Genomic DNA, 18,202 nt, shown 5'->3' with positions numbered 1-18,202 from the left:
CCCTCCGCCGATCGGTCACAGCCCGACAGCTTCCTTCTGCTTCGCCACCAGCGCCGCCACGCCGTCGCGCGCCAGGTCGAGCATCGCCAGGAACTGCGCCTCGCTGAAGGGCGCGCCCTCGGCCGTGGCCTGCACCTCGACGAGATGGCCCGCCCCGGTCAGCACGAAGTTGGCGTCTGCATCGGCCGCGCTGTCCTCGGCATAGTCGAGGTCCAGGATCGCCTCGCCGCCCGCGATGCCGCAGGAAACGGCCGCCACATGGTCCGTCAGCGGGATCGCCTTCATGATGTTGTTGCTCACGCAGTGCTGGAAGGCCAGCCGCAGCGCCACCCAGGCGCCGGTGATGGCGGCGCAGCGCGTGCCGGCATCGGCGTTGATCACGTCGCAATCCAGCGTGATCGTCATCTCGCCCATCGCCTTGCGGTCCACCACGGCGCGCAGGCTGCGGCCGATGAGGCGCTGGATCTCCTGCGTCCGGCCCGACTGCTTGCCGCGCGCCGCCTCGCGGTCGCCGCGGGTGTGGGTGGCACGGGGCAGCATGCCGTACTCGGCCGTCACCCAGCCCAGCCCCTGGTTGCGCATGAAGGGCGGCACCCGACCTTCCACGCTGGCGGCGCAGAGCACCTCGGTGTTGCCCATGCGGATCAGGCAGGAGCCTTCCGCATGCTTGGAGATGCCCGTCTCGATCGAGACGGAGCGCAGGGCGTCGGAAGCGCGGCCGGATGGGCGCATGTGCAGGATTCCTCGGGTTTTAGAGCCTGATCGCTTCAGATCGCTCGATCTGAAGCGTGAATCAGCCTCTCGGCAAATTGGCTAGACCCGGTTGGGTCCAGCCCGCGCAATAGCCGCAGGTGGCGGCCGCTGACCAGGGGTGCGCCAATCAATGGTTGACCCGGACCCCGGCGATACCCAAGCTGTCACGAGCGATGCACACCCCCTTGAAGTCACCCTTGTTCACGGTGCCCGGGATCGCCTCTAGCGCCCTCGATGCCCGATCCACCGCGGTCCTCCGCGAGCTGGTCGAGGTCTATGTCGCGACCGGCGAGCCCGTGGGGAGCCGTACGCTCTCGCGCCGCCTGCCCCTGAACCTCTCCCCCGCCTCCATCCGCAACGTCATGGCGGATCTGGAGGAGGCCGGCCTCCTCTACGCCCCCCACACCAGCGCCGGCCGCCTGCCGACGCAGCAGGGGCTGCGCCTCTTCGTCGACGGCCTGCTGGAATTCGGCGACCTCGGCGAGGAGGAGCGGGCGGAGATCACCGCCCGCTGCGCCGCCCATGGCCGTTCCCTGCAGGAGACATTGGCCGAGGCGGGACAGATGCTTTCGGGCCTCGCCGGCGCCGCCGGGCTGGTCATCGCCCCCAAGGGCGAGGCGCCGCTGCGCCATATCGAATTCGTGCCGCTGGGCCCTGGCCGGGCCCTCGTGGTCCTCGTCCAGGGCGACGGTCGCGTGGAGAACCGCGTCATCGAGGTGCCGGCCGAGCTGCCGCCCTCCGCGCTCGTCCAGGCCGGCAACTACCTCAACGCCCGCCTCGCCGGCCGCACGCTGGACGAGACCCGCGCCAACGTCACCGAGGAGATCGCGGCCAACCGCACCGCGCTCGATGCCCTGACGCAGCAGGTGATCGAGGCCGGGCTGGCCACCTGGGCGGGCGGGGGCAGCGGCTCGCTGATCCTGCGCGGCCAGGCGCGGCTGCTGCAGAACATGGAGAATCTCTCCGCCGTCTCCGAGATTCAGGCGCTGTTCGAGCGGCTGGAGGCCCAGGAGACCACCTTGAAGCTGCTGGAGCTCGCCCAGCGCGGCGAGGGCGTGCAGATCTTCATCGGCGCGGAAAGCGGGCTTTTTTCCTCCGCCGGCCTCTCCGTCGTGGTGGCGCCCTTCCGCAGCGGCCCCGCCGGCAGCAACCAGAGCATCGTGGGCGCGATCGGCGTGATCGGCCCCTCGCGGATCAACTATGGCCGGGTGATTCCCGTCGTGGACTACACGGCGCGCGTGATCGGCCGTTTGCTGGGTTGATCCGGCGTCATCGGACGATTACCTGACGAGCCATGAGCGATCCGCAGACCCCGAACCCGGCCGACCTCGCGCCGGACACCCCCGATGTGCCCCCGACGCCTGCATCCCCCCCTGGGCCCGAGGAGCGCATCGCCGCCCTCGAGGCCCAGCTCGCCGAGATGAAGGACCGCTGGCTCCGCGCCGAGGCGGAGATCCAGAACGTCCGCAACCGCGCCAAGGACGAGGTGGAGAAGGCCCGCAACTACGCCGTCCAGAAATTCGCGGGCGACGTGGTGGAGGCTTTCGAGAACCTGCACCGCGGCGTCACCATGCTGCCGCCGCCCGCCGAGGGCGAGCCCGAGATCATCGGCAAGATGCGCCAGGGCTTCGAGGGCGTGGAGCGCTTCCTGCTCCAGCGGATGGAGGTCAACGGCATCCACCGCAAGCCGGCGGAGGGACAGCCCTTCGACCCCGAGCTGCACCAAGCGATGAGCGAGGCCCCCGCGCCGGAAGGCGTGACGCCGGGCACGGTGCTGCAGGCCTGGTCGAGCGCCTGGACGCTGCATGGACGGTTGCTGAAGCCGGCCATGGTGGTCGTGGCGGGGAAGCCGGCCTGAGGGGCTCTACCCCTCAAACACCCCGGCGAATTCATTCAAGATCAAAGTCATAGGGTCCAGGGCCAAAGCCCTGGCGGGGCTTGGCCGCGAAGCGGAGACAACCGAGGGGCAGAGCCCCTCGCTTTTACTTCACGATCGCCTGGTACGCCGCCAGCGCCGCCATATCCAGCAGCTGGTTCACCCCTGCCCCCGTCGGCACGATCTGCGCCGGCTGGCGCAGCCCCATCAGGATCGGCCCGATCGTCGTCGCCGAGGTCAGGTGCGGCACGGCCTTGGTGAGGATATGCGCGGCGTGCAGCCCGGGCATCACCAGCACGTTGGCCGGCCCGGTGAGCCGGCAGAACGGATAGAGGTTCGCCCGCAGGTTCGCATCCAGCGCCACATCCGCGCCCATCTCGCCGTCATACTCGAAATCCACCCCCGCCGCGTCCAGCAGCTTCACCGCCTCGCGGAGGCTGCCGGGAATGCTGCCCTTCGGATCCCCGAAGGTGGAGAAGGAGAGGAAGGCCACGCGCGGCGTGAGCCCCATGCGCCGTGCCGTGGCCGCGCTGCGGATCGCGATCTCCGCCAGCGTCGCCGCGTCCGGCCGCTCATGGATCGCCGTATCGGCCACCAGCACCGTGCCGGAGCGCCGCGCGATCATCATGGTCAGGCCGAAGAGCACGCCGTCATGGTCCAGCGCCATGTTGAGGCCGTCGAGCGTCACCGAGTAGCTGCGCGTCTCGCCGGTGACGATCGCATCGGCGTCGCCCATCGCCAGCATGCAGGCGGCGAAGACGTTGCGGTCCAGGTTCACCAGCCGCTGGCAGTCGCGGAACAGGAAGCCGTCGCGCTGCTTGCGGGCGTAGAGCCACTCGGCATAGCGCCGGTTCTGCGAGGAAAGCCGGGCATTGTGGATCTCGATCCCGTCCGGCAGCCGCACGCCGAGTGCCGCGACCGTCCCGCTGATGCGCTCCTCCCGGCCGACCAGGATCGGATAGCCGTAGCCCGCATTGCGGAAGTTGATCGCAGCGCGGATGACGGTCTCGTCCTCGCCCTCGGCGAAGACCACGCGCTGCGGGTTCTCCCGCACGCGCTCGTGGATCGCCTCCAGCGCGTTCACCGCGACGTCGAGCCGGCTCGCCAGCTCGCGCCCATAGCGCTGGGTGTCGATCATCGGCTTGCGCGCGACGCCCGAGCGCACCGCGGCCTCCGCGACGGCGACCGGCACGCGGCTGATCAGCCGCGGGTCGAAGGCGTTGGGGATGATGTATTCCGGCCCGAAGACGAGCTGCTTGCCGGCGCCCGAGCGCGCCACCTCCTCCGGCACCTCCTCACGCGCCAGCCCGGCCAGCGCATGGGCCGCGGCGATCTTCATCGCGTCGTTGATGGTGCTGGCCCGCACGTCCAGCGCGCCGCGAAAGATGAAGGGGAAGCCCAGGACGTTGTTCACCTGGTTGGGATAGTCCGAGCGGCCCGTGGCGATGATGCAGTCCGGCCGCGCGGCCTTGGCCTCGTCCGGCGTGATCTCGGGGTCCGGATTGGCCATGGCGAAGATGATCGGCGCGGGCGCCATCGCCCGGAGCATCTCAGGCGTCAACGCGCCCTTCACCGAAAGGCCGAAGAAACAGTCCGCGCCCTCCAGCGCCTGGGTGAGCGTGCGCCGGTCGGTGTCGATCGCATGCGCCGATTTCCACTGGTTCATGCCCTCGGTGCGGCCGCGGTACACGACGCCCTTGGTGTCGCAGAGGATGACGTTCTGCGGGCTCACGCCCATGGCCTTCAGCAGTTCGGCGCAGGCGATGGCCGCCGCGCCGGCGCCGTTGATGACGAGCTTAGTCGTCTTAAGGTCGCGGCCCGTCAGATGGGCGGCGTTGATGAGGCCGGCCGCCGCGACGATCGCCGTTCCGTGCTGGTCGTCGTGGAAAACGGGGATGTCCATCAGCTCGCGGAGTCGGCTTTCGATGACGAAGCATTCCGGCGCCTTGATATCCTCGAGGTTGATTCCGCCGAAGCTCGGGCCGAGGAACCGGACGCAGTTCACGAACTCGTCCACGTCCTCCGTGTTGAGGCAGAGGTCGATGCCGTCCACGTCGGCGAAGCGCTTGAACAGCGCGACCTTGCCTTCCATCACCGGCTTGCCAGCCAGCGCGCCGAGGTTGCCCAGGCCCAGCACGGCCGTGCCGTTGGACACCACGGCCACGAAGTTCCCCTTGCTCGTGTAGTCGTAGGCGAGCGCGGGGTTGCGGTGGATGTGCAGGCAGGGCTCGGCCACGCCGGGCGAGTAGGCGAGGCTGAGGTCGCGCGCCGTGACCAGCGGCTTGGTGAGGCGGATCTCCAGCTTGCCGGGGCGGCCCTCGGCATGCATCGCCAGCGCTTCTTCCCCTGTGATGCGCGCCGTCCGCGTATCCACCAGCCCATCCTTGCGCACATCGTCCATTGTCGTTCGTCCCGAATTCAAGTTGCCTGGGCTTCACCTTGTCGATTGGGAAGGTGCCCCGCAAGGAGGCCCCTTCGCGGGTGCGAAACGCTCGGCTATGCAAGCTTCGTGGAGCAAAGGATGACTGCGGAGGGTGCCACCCCCGCGATGGCACAATGGTTCGCGGCGAAGGCTGCGGCCGGATCGGCGCTCGTCTTCTTCCGCATGGGCGACTTCTTCGAGATGTTCCATGACGACGCGGAAGCGGCGAGCGAGGCGCTCGGCCTCGCCCTCACCTATCGCGGCGAGCACCAGGGCCGCCCCATCCGCATGTGCGGCGTGCCCGCGCACAGCCACGAGGCCTATCTCGCGCGGCTGATCCGCCGCGGCTTCCGGGTCGCGATCTGCGACCAGCTGGAGACGCCGGAGGAGGCCAAGGCCCGCCGCGCGCCGACCATCCGGCGCGAGATCGTGCGCATCGTCACCCCCGGCACCGCGACGGAGGAGGCGCTGCTCGACGCGGCGCGCCCGGCCTGGCTGCTGGCGCTGGTGCAGGGCGGCGCGGCCTGGCTCGACGTGACGACGGGGCTCTTCTTCACCCAGGCGGGCGCGGACCCGGCGGCGCTGATCGCCCGGCTCGACCCTTCGGAGATCCTGGCCGAGGAGGCGCTGCGTATCGAGGGCGCGGTCGTCTCCATCCCGCCGCGCGACGCGCCGGCGCGGCTCGCGGGCGCCCTGGGCGTGGCCGCGCTGGACGGCTTCGGCAGCTTCGGCGAGGCCGAGGTCGCAGCGGCGGCCATGGCGGTCGAGTATGTGCGCGCGGTGAACAACGGCGCGCTACCGCGGCTCTCGCCGCCGGTCGCCGAGGGCGCGAAGGGCGTGCTGCTGCTGGACGCCGCGACGCGCCGCAGCCTGGACATCCTGGAAGGGCCGCGCGGCGCCTCGTTGCTCTCCGCCGTGGACCGCACGCTGACCGGCGCCGGCGCGCGCGAGCTGGCGGCGCGGCTGGCCTCGCCGCTGGACGATCTCGCGGCGATCCGCCGCAGGCACGAGGCGGTGGCCGCGCTGCGCGAGGACACGCCGCGCCGGGCCGCGGTGCGCACCGCGCTGAAGGGCGCGCCGGACATGGCGCGCGCGCTGGCCCGCATCAGCCTGGAGCGGTTTTTCCCGCGCGACCTGGGCGCCATCCGCGACGGGCTACAGCGCGCGCAGAAACTGGCGGCGGCGCTGGTGGGTGCGGAGCCTGCGCTGCTCGTCGAGGCGATCGCGCCGCTCTCCGCCGCGCCCGGAACGGCCACCGAGCTGGCGCGGGCGCTGGCCGCCGAACTGCCCGCACGGCTCGACGACGGCACCGTGGTCGCCGTCGGCTATGACGGCGAGCTCGACGCGCTGCGCCGGCTGCGCGACGACGCGCGCGGCGCCATCGCGGCCATGCAGGTGGATCTCGCCCAGGCCTGGGGCGTGGCGGCGCTGAAGATCCGCCATCACCAGCAGCTCGGCTATCTCGCGGAAGTGCCCTCGGCCGCGGGGGAAAAGCTGCTGCGCGGCGCGCCGCCCAAAGCCGTGGGCGACCTCGCCCCCATCCATCGCCAAAGCATGGCGAATGCGCATCGCTTCACCTGCGCGGCGCTGGCCAATCTGGACCGGCGGCTGTCGGAGGCCGGCGAGCAGGCGGGCAGGCGCGAGCGCCTCGTCATCGCCCATCTCCGGAAGATCATACTGACCGAGGCCGAGCCCATCGCCGCCGCCGCGCGGGAGATGGCGGCGATCGACGTCCTCGCCGCCTCGGCCGAGCTCGCGACGGAAGGCGCCTGGTGCCGCCCCGACCTCACCGAGCGCCCGGACTTCGCCATCGATGCCGGCCGCCACCCCGTGGTGGAGGCCGCGCTGCGCAAGGCGAAGGGGCCGGGCTTCGTGCCGAACGACTGCGACCTTTCGCCCGGCCATCGCCTCTGCCTGCTCACCGGCCCGAACATGGCCGGCAAATCCACCTGGCTGCGGCAGAACGCGCTGATGGTGATCCTGGCCCAGGCCGGGCTTTTTCTCCCCGCGACCGCCGCGCGCATCGGCCTGGTGGACCGGCTCTTCAGCCGCGTCGGCGCCGCCGACGACCTCGCCGGCGGACGCTCCACCTTCATGGTCGAGATGACGGAGACGGCGGCCATCCTGAATCTCGCCGGCCCCCGCAGCCTTGTCGTGCTGGACGAGGTGGGCCGCGGCACCGCGACCTGGGACGGCCTCGCCATCGCCACCGCCGTGCTGGAGGCGCTGCACGACCGCATCCGCTGCCGCACCCTCTTCGCCACGCATTTCCATGAGCTCACGGTGATGGCCGACCGCTTGCCCGAGATGCGCCTCGCCGCCATGCAGGTGCGCGAATGGCGCGGCGAGGTGATCTTCCAGCACAGCGTCGCCGCCGGCGCCGCCGAGAAGAGCTGGGGCGTGCATGTCGCCAAGCTCGCCGGCGTGCCCGCGCCCGTCTTGAAGCGCGCCGCGGCCGTGCTCACCTCGCTGGAGGAGCGCTCGCGCGAGGCCGCCGACCCGCTGACCGCCGAGATGCCGCTCTTCGCGCGTCCGCAGGCGGTGCCCGGGAACCCGGTGCTCGAAGCGCTGGCCAAGCTGGAGCCGGACCAGCTCTCGCCCCGCGAAGCGCAGGACGCGCTTTACCACCTCAAGGCCCTCGCGGCCGGAACGGAAGCTCTGTAGTCTGGTTGACATGAGGATGGCGACGGCCGCACGGGCCGAGTTGAGCTTGCAGGACGCGCTGCTTCCGGGCGGCGTGCCGGTCGTGCGCGACATCGCGCTCGGATTGCTGCGCCGCGAGCTCGGACGCTTCCAGGCCCAGGTGCAGAAGGCCTTCGAAAACCAGGAAATCCACGGCCTCGTGGCCGCCCGGCGGCTCAGTCAGCACATGGACGGCATGCTCTTCGCCATCCAGGACTACGCCGCCGCGATGGTGCCGCCCGCCTCCGGCGGCCGCCTCGTGGACTTCGCGCTGGTCGCCACGGGCGGCTATGGCCGCGGCGTCCTGGCCCCGCATTCCGACATCGACCTGCTTTTCCTGACCGAGCGCGAGCCCGGGCCCCGCACGCGGCGCATGATCGAGTTCATGCTCTACCTGCTGTGGGATCTGGGCCTGAAAGTGGGCCACGCCACGCGCAGCGCGAAGGACTGCATCACCGAAGGGCTGAAGGACGCCACCATCCTCACCGCCCTGGTGGATGCCCGCTTCCTCTCCGGCGAGGAGGCACTGTTCACGGGTTTCCTGGCCGATTTCAACGCGCTCCGCGCCCAGGGCCTGGCACCCTTCCTCGCCGCCAAGCGCACCGAGCGCGCCGCGCGACACGCCCGCTACGGCGAGAGCCCCTTCCTGGTCGAGCCGCATGTGAAGGAGGGGCGCGGCGGCCTGCGCGACCTCCAGACCTTATACTGGCTTGCCCGCTACGCCTTCGGCATCCGCCGCGTGCACGAGCTGGTCGGCCCCGACAGCCCCGGCGGCGGGCTGCTCACCGACGGCGAGGTCCGCGCCATCGCCCGCGCCTGGGACTTTCTCTGGACCCTCCGGTTCCATCTCCATTACGTGACCGGCCGCGCCGAGGAGCGCCTCACCTTCGACCTCCAGCCGGTCATCGCGGCCCGCATGGGCTACACCCGCCACGGCGCGCAGGACGGCGCCGAGCGGCTGATGAAGCACCTCTTCCTCACCTCGCGCGAGGTGGTGCGCCTCTCCCGCGTGCTGGAGCCGGCGATCGAGCGCGCCGCCCTCGGCCCGCCCGCCACGCGCAAGGGCGGCGACGACGGGATCGCGGCCCTCGGCCTCGCCTTCGCCGACGGCAAGCTGGTCGCCGCCCCGCCCGACCGCGACTTCTCGCGCGAGCCGGTGCTGATGCTGCGCATCGTGAAGGCCGCGCGCGACCGAAACCTCGAGATCCACCCGCTCGCCATCCGCGCGCTGATCCGCCATGCGCGCCAGGCCGACCGCCTCCGCGGCGACCCGGAGGCCAGCGCCCTCTTCCTCGACCTGCTGAGCGGCAAGGACGCGGCGAAATGGTTGCGGCTGCTGAACGAGGCCGGCTTCCTCGGGCGCTTCATCCCGGAATGGGCCCGCATCGTCGGCCTGATGCAGTTCGACACCTACCATGTCTTCACGGTGGACGAGCACACGATCGAGGCCATCGACGTGCTGCAGCAGATCGACCGCGGCGACCTCCACGAGATCGCGCCCGTCGCCACCGAGCTGATGACCCAGCTGCAATCGCGCCGCGCGCTCTACGTCGCGACCTTGCTGCACGACATCGCCAAGGGCCGCGGCGGCGACCACAGCGAGCTCGGCGCCCGCTTCGCGCAGGAGATCTGCCCGCGCCTGGGCATGAGCGCCGAGGAGACGGAGACCGTCTCCTGGCTGATCCTGCACCACCTCCTCGTCTCGCAGACCGCCTTCAAGCGCGACATCGAGGACCCCAAGACCATCCTCGACATCGCCGACCAGGTGCAGTCGCCGGAACGCCTCCGGCTGCTGCTGGTGCTGACGGTGGCCGACATGCGCGCCGTCGGACCGCGCGTCTGGAACGCCTGGAAGGCGACCCTGCTGCGCGAGGTCTACTGGCGCGTCTCCGAGGTGCTCGCCGGCGGCATGACCGTGCCCGAGCGCGACGTGCGCGTCGCCCGCGCCAAGGAGGCGGCGGCCGCCATGCTGCCCGCCTTCAGCAAGGCCGAGACCGACCTCTTCATGTCGCTCGGCTATCCCGGCTACTGGCTCTCCTTCGATTCCGAGACGCATGCGCGGCACGCCGGCATCATCCGCGAGGCCGAGGCCGACAAGGCGCCGCTCACCGTCCGCACCCGCGTGCTGGCCGACCGCGCGGTGACCGAGGTCACCGTCTATTGCAGCGACCATCCGGGCCTGTTCAGCCGCATCTCCGGCGCGCTGGCCGTGGCCGGCGCCTCCATCGTGGACGCGCGCATCCACACGCTGACCAACGGCATGGCGCTCGACACCTTCTGGGTGCAGGACAGCGCGGGCGGCGCCTTCGAGGCGCCGCACCGGCTGGCGCGGCTTTCGGTCCTGATCGAGCAGGCTCTCTCAGGCCGGCTCCATCTCGCCGCCGAGATCCGCAAGGTGCGGCGCGAGCCCGCGCGGCTCGCCGCCGTTACCGTGCCGCCGCGCGTCGTGGTCGACAACTTCGCCTCCAACACCCACACGGTCATCGAGGTGAACGGGCGCGACCGGCCGGGCCTGCTGCATGACGTGACGGCCGCGATCAGCGAGCAGGGGCTGCAGATCGCCTCGGCGCATATCACCACCTACGGCGTGCGCGCGGTGGACGTGTTCTATGTGAAGGACGTCTTCGGCCTGAAGGTCGAGAACGAGCGCAAGCTGGCGCCGCTGCGCACGGCCCTGCTGGAGGCGCTGACGCCCCCGCCCGCCCCCGGCGGCGGGCCTTCGCCCTACCGCGAAGCCGCCGGCCCCGCCTGAAGCATGATCGGCTTCGCTGAATCATGCTTCGGGCCTTCGCTGAGAGGGCGCTTCACGGCTTCGGCGATTCCGCCTCAGCCGATCGCATTCTAGGCCTTCCGTGCTCCGCTCCATCGCCACCGTCGGCGCCTGGACCATGGCGAGCCGGGTGCTCGGTTTTCTCCGGGACATGCTCATCGCCTCGAAGCTCGGCGCGGGACCGATGGCCGACGCCTTCTTTGTGGCCCTCAAGCTGCCCAACCTGTTCCGCCGCCTCTTCGGCGAGGGCGCCTTCAACGCGGCCTTCGTCCCCGCCTTCGCCCAGGCGCTGACGCAGCGCGGGCCGGCGGCGGCGCAGGCGCTTGCCGAGCGGATGGCGATGCTGCTGACGCTCTGGCTCGCGATCCTGACGGGGCTCGGCCTGGTCTTCATGCCGCAACTCATGCAGGTGCTGGCGCCAGGCTTCCGCGACGACCCCCAGAAATTCGAGCTGGCCGTCGAGCTGACGCGGATCACCTTCCCCTACCTGCTGCTGATCTGCCTGACGGCGCTGGTCAGCGGCGTGCTGAACGGGCTCGGGAAATTCGCGGCGGCGGCGGCAGCGCCGATCTTCTTCAACCTGCTCTCGATGATCGCGCTCTTCGCCCTCGCGCCCTTCGTGGCGACGCCGGCGCATGCGCTGGCCTGGGGCGTCACCATCTCCGGCGCGGTGCAGCTCGGGCTCGTGATGTGGGCCTGCGCGCGGGCGGGAATGGCGCTGAACATCTTCCACGCGCCGGCCCTGCCGCCGGAGGTGCGGCTGGTGCTGCGGCGCATGGGGCCGGGCCTCATCGGCGCGGGCGTGACGCAGCTCAACCTCGCGGTGGACGTGATCATCGCGTCCTTCCTGCCATCGGGCTCGGTCTCCTACCTCTACTACGCGGACCGCGTGGCGCAGCTGCCGCTCGGCGTGATCGGCGCGGCCGTGGCGACCGCGCTGCTACCGCTGCTGGCCAAGCAGATCCATGCGGGCCAGCCGCTCTCGGCCCATCGCAGCATCAATCGCGCCATCGAGATCTCCATCGCGCTCGCGGTACCGGCGGCGGTGGCGCTGGCGGTGCTGGCCCTGCCGATCCTGCAGGCGCTGTTCCAACGCGGCGCCTTCGGGGCCGAGGAGGCGCGGCTCACCTCGCGCGCGCTCGTCGCCTACGCTTTCGGCCTGCCCGCCTTCGTGCTGGTGAAGGTCTTCGTTCCCGGATTCTTCGCGCGCGGCGACACGGCGACGCCCGTGAAGATCGGCATCTTCTGCGTGGCGCTGAACCTCGCGCTGAACCTCGCTTTGATGGGGCCGCTGCAGCATGTGGGCGTGGCGCTCTCGACCGGTATCTCGGCCTGGACGAATGCGGGGCTGCTGGCCTGGCTGCTGTCGCATCGGGGCCAGCTTCATTGGGATCACCGGCTGCGCCGCGTGGCGCCGCGGCTCTTCCTGGCCTCGGCGGTGATGGGCGTGGTCCTGGCCGTGCTGAACTGGGCGCTGGGGCCGGGGCCGGGGCTGATGGGCATCGCGCTGCTCGGCGTGGTCTGCGCGGTCGGCGGCGCGAGCTATTTCCTGGTGGCGCAGCTCAGCGGCGGGCTGAACCTGCGCGAGCTGAAGCGCAGCCTGCGCCGCTGACATCGAAGCGGCGGGTTGCCCAGCCCGCGCCACCGCGCGCAGCATGTGGCCATATTCCCGGAGTCGTCATGAAGCCCGAGTCGGACTGGCCGCAACCCCTGGACGGCACGGTCACGCCGCGCTTCTCCGGACCTGTCACCTTCATGCGGCTGCCGCAGCGGACCGATGCGAAGGACCTCGACATCGCCCTGCTCGGCGTTCCCTTCGACGGCGGCACCACCAACCGCCCCGGCGCGCGCCATGGCCCTCGCGAGATGCGTAGCATGTCCTCCATGCTGCGGCGGGTGCATCCCGTCACCCGTACCGAGCCTTATGCGCTGTGCCGCGTCGCCGATGTCGGCGACACCGCCAGCAACCCGATGGAGCTGATGGAATCCCTGGCGCTGATCCAGGCCAGGGTCGCGGAGCTGCGCGGCCAGGGCGCATGGACGCTGGCGGGCGGCGGCGACCATCTGATCTCGCTGCCGATCCTGCGCGGCATCGTCCAGGCGAGCCCGGAGCTGGCGCCGCTCGGCCTGGTGCATTTCGACGCGCATTCCGACACCAACGACAGCTATTTCGGCGGCAGCCGCTACACCCATGGCACCCCCTTCCGCCGCGCCATCGAGGAAGGGCTGCTCGACCCGAAGCGGATCGTCCAGATCGGCATCCGCGGCTCGCTCTTCGACCTGACGGACATGGACTGGGTGCGCGAGGCCGGGGTGCGCGTGATCCCCATGGAGGAATGCCTGGCCCTCGGCACCGGCGGCGTGGTGGCCGAGGCGCGCCGGGTGATCGGCGCCGGCACCGCCTATCTCACCTTCGACGTGGACTGCCTCGATCCAGCCTTCGCGCCCGGCACGGGCACGCCGGAGATCGGCGGGTTCCTGCCGCGCGAGGCGCAGGCCATGCTGCGCGGCCTCATGGGGCTCGACCTCATCGGTGCCGACGTCGTGGAGGTCTCGCCGCCCTTCGACAGCAGCGGCGGCACGGCACTGATCGGCGCGACGATGATGTTCGAGATCCTGTGCCTCCTCGCCGTCAACCGCGCCCGGCTGCGTGCTGCGTGAGCAACGCGTCGCGGAACCAGCCCGTTCCTTAGGCGCAACGGATCGCCTCTCCGGCGCGTCGCGCCGTGGCTGGTTTATTGCTTCACCAAAGCCTTGCCGGGCAATTCCGCTCGGCGATGTCCCGGCGAAACACGCGGGGATGATGAGGAAACCCCGTGCGATCCCTGCTCGCCAGCGCCCTGTTGCTCGCCTTGGCCGTTCCGGCCCAGGCGCAGACTCCCATCACGCTGGTCGTGAACTTCGCCGCCGGCGGCTCGGCGGACCGCATGGCGCGGCTCATGGCGCCCGAGCTCTCCGCCGCCCTCGGCACGCAGGTCGTGGTGAAGAACAGCACGGGCGCGGCCGGCGCGATCGGCGCCGCCGAAGTGGCGCGGGCGCGGCCTGACGGGACGACCCTGCTGCTGTCCACCACCGGACCCATGGCCATCCAGCCGCATTTCCGCGCCGACCTGCCCTATCGCGTGGCGGATTTCGCGCCGCTCTGCCAGGTCGGCGACGCGCCCGTCATGATGATGGCCGCCCCGACCGGACCGATCCGCGATGCGGCCAGCCTGGTGGCGCGCGCCCGCGCGGCGCGGGGTGGCTTCAATTACGGCTCGGTGGGGCCCGGCTCCATCCCGCACATCGTCATGGCCGCCTTCGCGCAGCAGGCGCGGGTGGAGATGACCCATGTACCGTTCCGCGGCAGCTCGGAGGCGATCATCGCCCTCCTGCGCAACGACGTGGAGATCTATGCCGACCTGCCGGGCGCTCTGCGCGTCAACAACCTGACGCCGGTCGGCGTGATGGCCGAGCGGCGCACGGCGGAGTTCCCGGACACGCCCACGCTGCGCGAGCAGGGCTTCGACCTGGTCTATTCCATCTGGGCCGGCATCTACGCCCCTGCGGGAACGCCGGCCGACGTGCTCGCCCGCGCCGAGGCGGCCTGTGAGCGCGGCCTGCGGGCACCTGCGGTCATCGAGGGCTTCGAGCGGATCTCCACGCCGATCGTCTTCCGCGGCCAGCGCGACTTTTCCCTGTTCTGGCAGGCGGAGTTGGAGAAGTTCCACGCGGTCGTTCAGTCGGCGGGGCTGCGCCCGGGGGATTAGCCCGCCCTGAATCGATCCACGAAGGCGCTCTGCTCCGGCGTCTCCGGATGGGAGCCGGCGGCCTCGACGAGGTGCTCGGCGGCCCGCCGGTCCAGCCCGAGCGCCAGCAGCAGGCAGAGCGCCGCGGTGCCTGTCCGTCCGATCCCCGCGGCGCAATGCACGGTCACTCGCTCGCCCTCGCGGAGGAGTGCCGCCATCTCGTCGATCTGTCGGGCGAAGGCCGCAGGATCGGCGGGAATGCCGAAATCCTCGATGGCATGGACATGCCGTGTCCAGGGAAGATCGCCCGCCGCGATGACGGCAGCGTAGTCCGGCGATTTCCGTGCGATCTCCACATCGCCGGTCAGGCAGAGGATATGGCCGATCCGATCCGCCGTCGCGGCGGCGAGGAAATCAGCCAGCGGTCCCGCGCGCCCCGGCATGGCGCTCAGCCAGAGGCCGCCGGCCACGGCATCCGGCAGCGCGACGCGGCGCAGGATCACGCCGCGCGCTGCAGCAGCCGGCCGGCCGGGGTGTCACTCGCGCCGCCTTCGTAGGTGTAGACCGACTGCCCGTTCACCCAGGTCTCGAGGATGCCGTCGGCGACCTGGCGCGGCTCCGTGAAGGTCGCGCGGTCCTTCACCGTATCGGGGTCGAACATCACGAGGTCGGCGAAGGCGCCTTCGGTCAGCGTGCCGCGTCCCTCCAGCCCGAAGACCTTCGCCGTGCGGCCCGTCATCTTGTGGACGGCGGTCTCGAGATCGAAGATCCCGAGCTCGCGGCAATACTGCCCCAGCACCCGCGGAAAGGTGCCCCAGAGGCGCGGATGCGGGTGCTTCGCCAGCGGCCCGCCGTCGCTGCCGATCATGGAGAGCCGGTGCGCCATGATCCGCCGCACGTCCTCCTCCGCCATGTTGTGGAAGACGCCGCCGCCCGGTATCAGCCGCTGCGCCGCCTCCTCCAGCGACACGCCCCAATCGGCCGCGACGTCCTTCAGCGCCCGTCCGGCCATCTCTGGATGCGGCACGGAATAGGTCACCATGACCGGTACGTCCGGCCGCGGTTTTCTGGCGCCGAGCGAGGTGGAGGAGGCCGCGTAGGGATAGACGTCGAAGGCCACGGAATGGCTCTGCGACAGCTTATCGATCAGCGGCAGCGTCTCGACCGAGCGGCCGTGATTCTCCGGCTGCGCGCATTTGTGGTGGCTGATCACGACGGGCGCGCCCACCGCCGCGCCGATCTTCAGCGTCTCCTCGATGCTGTCGAGCACGTGGTTCGCCTCGTCGCGCATATGCGTGACGTAGAGGCCGCCCGTGCCGCGCAGCGCCTCGGCGACGGCGATGACCTCGTCGGTCGGCGCGTGCTTGCTCGGCGGGTAGAAGAGGCCCGTGGAGAAGCCGGACGCGCCCTCGGCCAGCGCCTGGGCCAGCATCTTCCGCATGCGCTCGGCCTCCTTGTCCGTGGCCGGACGGTCGAGGTCGTTGCGGCCCATGGCGCCGACGCGCAGCGACATGTGGCCGATCAGCGCCACCGTGTTCACCGAGGACGGCGTCTCGCGCAGCCGCTCGGCGAAACTCGCGAAGCTGTCGAAGATCGACCATTCCGGATGGACCACGCCATCCATGGGCGGCGGCGCGCGCTCGGCCATGGCCACGGGCGCGATGCTGATGCCGCAATTGCCGATGACGACCGTGGTGACGCCCTGCGAGACCCGGCAGAGCATGCAGGCCGGACCGCAGAGCACGGCCTGGTCGTCATGCGTGTGGGCGTCGATGAAGCCGGGCGCGACGACGCGGCCCCCGGCCATCACCTCGCGGTCGGCGCTCATGGCGGAAAGGTCGCCCACCGCCGCGATCCGGTCGCCCCTTACGCCGATGTCGCCGCGGCGGCGCGGCGCGCCCGTGCCGTCGATGAGCGTGGCGTCGCGGATGATCAGGTCGCAGCGCAGGGCCATGGGCGGGGTTCTCCGAAGAAGGGGCGGATGATGCGCCGCCCCCGCACCACCCGCCAGCCCCGGCGCAGGCGCCGAGGCTAGGTCGCCAGCACCCAGTGCCCGGCGCTGACCTGCTCCAGTCGCGCCTCCGCCGGCGGCGTCACCGCCTCGTAGAAGATGCGCTGGCGCGTGAGCTCGCGATCCGGATCGGGGATCGGCATCGCCGAGATCAGCGCCTGCGTGTAGGGATGCCGCGCATCGGCGAAGAGTTGCTCAGTCGGCGCCATCTCCACGATGCGTCCACGCAGCATCACCGCCACGCGGTGGCAGAGGAAGCGCACCATGGCGAGGTCGTGCGCGATGAAGAGATAGGCCACGCCCATCTCCTGCTGCAGGTCCATGAACAGGTTCACGATCTGCGCCTGGATGGAGACGTCGAGCGCGGTGATCGGCTCGTCCGCCACGATCAGCTTCGGCTCCACCGCGATCGCCCGCGCGATGCCGATGCGCTGGCGCTGGCCGCCGGAGAACTGGTGTGGGAAGCGCTCGGCGAAGCCCGGATCGAGGCCGACGCGCTGGAACAGCGCGGCCACCCGGTCGCGCCGCTCGGCGCGGCTCTTGACCAGGTGCTGGCTGCGCAGCGGCTCCGCCACCGCCTCGCCCACCCGCATGCGGGGGTTGAGCGAGGAATAGGGATCCTGGAACACCACCTGCATGCGGCGGCGGATCGGCCGCATCGCGGACTTGCTGAGGCCGGTGATCTCCTGGCCCTCGAAGCGGACCTGCCCCCCGGTCGGGTCGTCGAGCCGCAGCACCAGCCGCCCGGTGGTGCTCTTGCCCGAGCCGCTCTCGCCGACGAGGCCGAGCGTCTCGCCGGGCGCCACGGTGAAGGAGACGCCGTCCACCGCGCGCACCCGGTGCACCTCGCGGCCGAAGAAATCCTTGGCGACGAAGTGGCGCGTGAGGTCGTCCACCTCCAGCAGCGGGCGGACCACGGCGTTCATGCGGAGACCCCTTCGCCGGCGGCCGCGCGCGCCTTGCGCAGGTCGTACCAGGCGGCGACCAGATGGCCGGGCGCCGCGCCCTCGGCCTGGACCAGCGGCGGCATCTCGGTCAGGCAGCGTTCCGTGACGTAGGGGTTGCGCGGCGCGAAGGGATCGCCGGGCGGCGGCTGCAGCATGTTGGGCGGATAGCCCGGGATCTGCACCAGCCGCTTCGCGCTGGGATCGCCCGCGGCGGGCGCCGCGTCGTGATCCGGCAGGGATTGCAGCAGGCCCCAGGTGTAGGCGCTGCGGGTGTCGTGGAACACCGCACGGGCCGGGCCGCGCTCCAGGATGCGGCCGCCATACATGACCTGGACATTATCGGCGATGCCGGCGACCACGCCCATGTCATGGGTGATCCAGATCATCGCCATGCCCAGCTGCTGCCGGAGCTTGCGCATGAGGTCGAGGATCTGCGCCTGCACCGTGACGTCCAGCGCCGTGGTCGGCTCGTCGGCGATCAGCAGCTTCGGCTCGCAGGCGATGCCGATGGCGATCATGGCGCGCTGGCGCATGCCGCCGGAGAACTGGTGCGGGTACTGCTTCACCCGGCGCTGCGGCTCGGAGATGCCGACGAGGTCGAGCAGCTCGGCCGCCCGGTTCCAGGCCGCCCTGTTGGAGAGGCCGAGATGCTTGCGCAGGCTCTCCACGATCTGGAAGCCCACGGTGAGCACGGGGTTCAGCGAGCTCATCGGGTCCTGGAAGATCATGCCGATCTTGCCGCCGCGCAGGCTGCGCAGCTCCTTCTCCGGCATGGCGAGCAGGTCGCGCCCCTCGAACAGCGCCTGGCCGGCGGCGATGCGGCCCGGCGGCTTGGGGACCAGCCCCATCATGGCCAGGACATGCACGCTCTTGCCGCTGCCGCTCTCGCCGACAACGGCCAGGGTCTCGCCGGCCGCGAGGTCGTAGCTCACCCCGCTCACGGCCTGGACGGTGCCGTCCATCGTGTCGAAGCGGACGGTGAGGTTCCTGACCTGGAGCAGCGGCGCCATTCG

13 protein-coding genes are annotated in these 18,202 nt (G+C 71.0%); 7 read left to right on the top strand and 6 right to left on the bottom strand.

Annotated elements, in window-relative coordinates:
- Positions 1-15 precede the first annotated feature (15 nt).
- Positions 16-732, bottom strand: coding sequence for a ribonuclease PH (gene rph, locus AC1ROY_RS28975; protein ID WP_493152408.1), 717 nt, complete (start codon positions 730-732; stop codon positions 16-18).
- A 194-nt stretch (positions 733-926) separates the two neighbouring features.
- Between rph and hrcA the strand changes: the two genes are divergently transcribed.
- A complete protein-coding gene (hrcA, locus tag AC1ROY_RS28970) occupies positions 927-2,015 on the top strand; it encodes a heat-inducible transcriptional repressor HrcA (protein WP_493152407.1) in 1,089 nt (362 codons plus the stop codon).
- 32 nt (positions 2,016-2,047) lie between these two features.
- Positions 2,048-2,611 carry a nucleotide exchange factor GrpE gene (locus AC1ROY_RS28965; RefSeq protein WP_493152406.1) on the top strand — a complete coding sequence of 188 codons (564 nt, stop codon included), beginning with the start codon at positions 2,048-2,050 and terminating at the stop codon, positions 2,609-2,611.
- A gap of 124 nt (positions 2,612-2,735) precedes the next feature.
- Here AC1ROY_RS28965 and AC1ROY_RS28960 read toward each other — a convergent pair whose 3' ends face one another.
- Entirely contained in the window at positions 2,736-5,030 is a 2,295-nt protein-coding gene (locus tag AC1ROY_RS28960) for an NADP-dependent malic enzyme (protein WP_493152405.1), read from the bottom strand.
- A gap of 120 nt (positions 5,031-5,150) precedes the next feature.
- Here AC1ROY_RS28960 and mutS point away from each other — a divergent pair, with 120 nt between their 5' ends.
- From mutS to AC1ROY_RS28935, 5 genes are all read left to right on the top strand, one after another.
- Complete coding sequence (gene mutS, locus AC1ROY_RS28955) at positions 5,151-7,715, top strand: DNA mismatch repair protein MutS (protein WP_493152404.1); 2,565 nt, start codon at positions 5,151-5,153, stop codon at positions 7,713-7,715.
- A 10-nt stretch (positions 7,716-7,725) separates the two neighbouring features.
- Complete coding sequence (locus tag AC1ROY_RS28950) at positions 7,726-10,485, top strand: [protein-PII] uridylyltransferase (protein WP_493152403.1); 2,760 nt, start codon at positions 7,726-7,728, stop codon at positions 10,483-10,485.
- Positions 10,486-10,585: 100 nt separating this feature from the next.
- Positions 10,586-12,115 (top strand): murein biosynthesis integral membrane protein MurJ, encoded by a 1,530-nt coding sequence (murJ, locus tag AC1ROY_RS28945; RefSeq protein WP_493152402.1) that lies wholly within the window; start codon positions 10,586-10,588, stop codon positions 12,113-12,115.
- 68 nt (positions 12,116-12,183) lie between these two features.
- The gene (gene speB / locus AC1ROY_RS28940; protein WP_493152401.1) at positions 12,184-13,164 is read left to right on the top strand and encodes an agmatinase; all 981 of its coding nucleotides are present in this window, start codon (positions 12,184-12,186) and stop codon (positions 13,162-13,164) included.
- Positions 13,165-13,319: 155 nt separating this feature from the next.
- Complete coding sequence (locus AC1ROY_RS28935; protein ID WP_493152400.1) at positions 13,320-14,252, top strand: Bug family tripartite tricarboxylate transporter substrate binding protein; 933 nt, start codon at positions 13,320-13,322, stop codon at positions 14,250-14,252.
- Here AC1ROY_RS28935 and AC1ROY_RS28930 read toward each other — a convergent pair.
- The 4 genes from AC1ROY_RS28930 to AC1ROY_RS28915 all read right to left on the bottom strand — a co-directional run bounded on the left by AC1ROY_RS28930 (position 14,249) and on the right by AC1ROY_RS28915 (position 18,199).
- Positions 14,249-14,734, bottom strand: a complete 486-nt coding sequence (locus tag AC1ROY_RS28930) for a protein-tyrosine phosphatase family protein (RefSeq protein ID WP_493152399.1) — start codon at positions 14,732-14,734, stop codon at positions 14,249-14,251. The two genes, AC1ROY_RS28935 and AC1ROY_RS28930, sit on opposite strands and share 4 nt — an antisense overlap.
- A complete protein-coding gene (locus AC1ROY_RS28925) occupies positions 14,731-16,185 on the bottom strand; it encodes an N-acyl-D-amino-acid deacylase family protein (protein ID WP_493152398.1) in 1,455 nt (484 codons plus the stop codon). The genes AC1ROY_RS28930 and AC1ROY_RS28925 overlap by 4 nt, the downstream gene beginning before the upstream one ends.
- 77 nt (positions 16,186-16,262) lie before the next feature.
- Positions 16,263-17,168 (bottom strand): ABC transporter ATP-binding protein, encoded by a 906-nt coding sequence (locus tag AC1ROY_RS28920; RefSeq protein WP_493152397.1) that lies wholly within the window; start codon positions 17,166-17,168, stop codon positions 16,263-16,265.
- Positions 17,165-18,199, bottom strand: coding sequence for an ABC transporter ATP-binding protein (locus AC1ROY_RS28915; RefSeq protein ID WP_493152396.1), 1,035 nt, complete (start codon positions 18,197-18,199; stop codon positions 17,165-17,167). Before AC1ROY_RS28915 ends, AC1ROY_RS28920 begins: the two co-directional genes overlap by 4 nt.
- Between the last annotated feature and the right edge of the window lie 3 nt (positions 18,200-18,202).

It is taken from the genome of Roseococcus sp. GW821-FHT12F05 (assembly GCF_058806835.1).
This window is presented reverse-complemented; position numbering and strand designations above follow the sequence as displayed.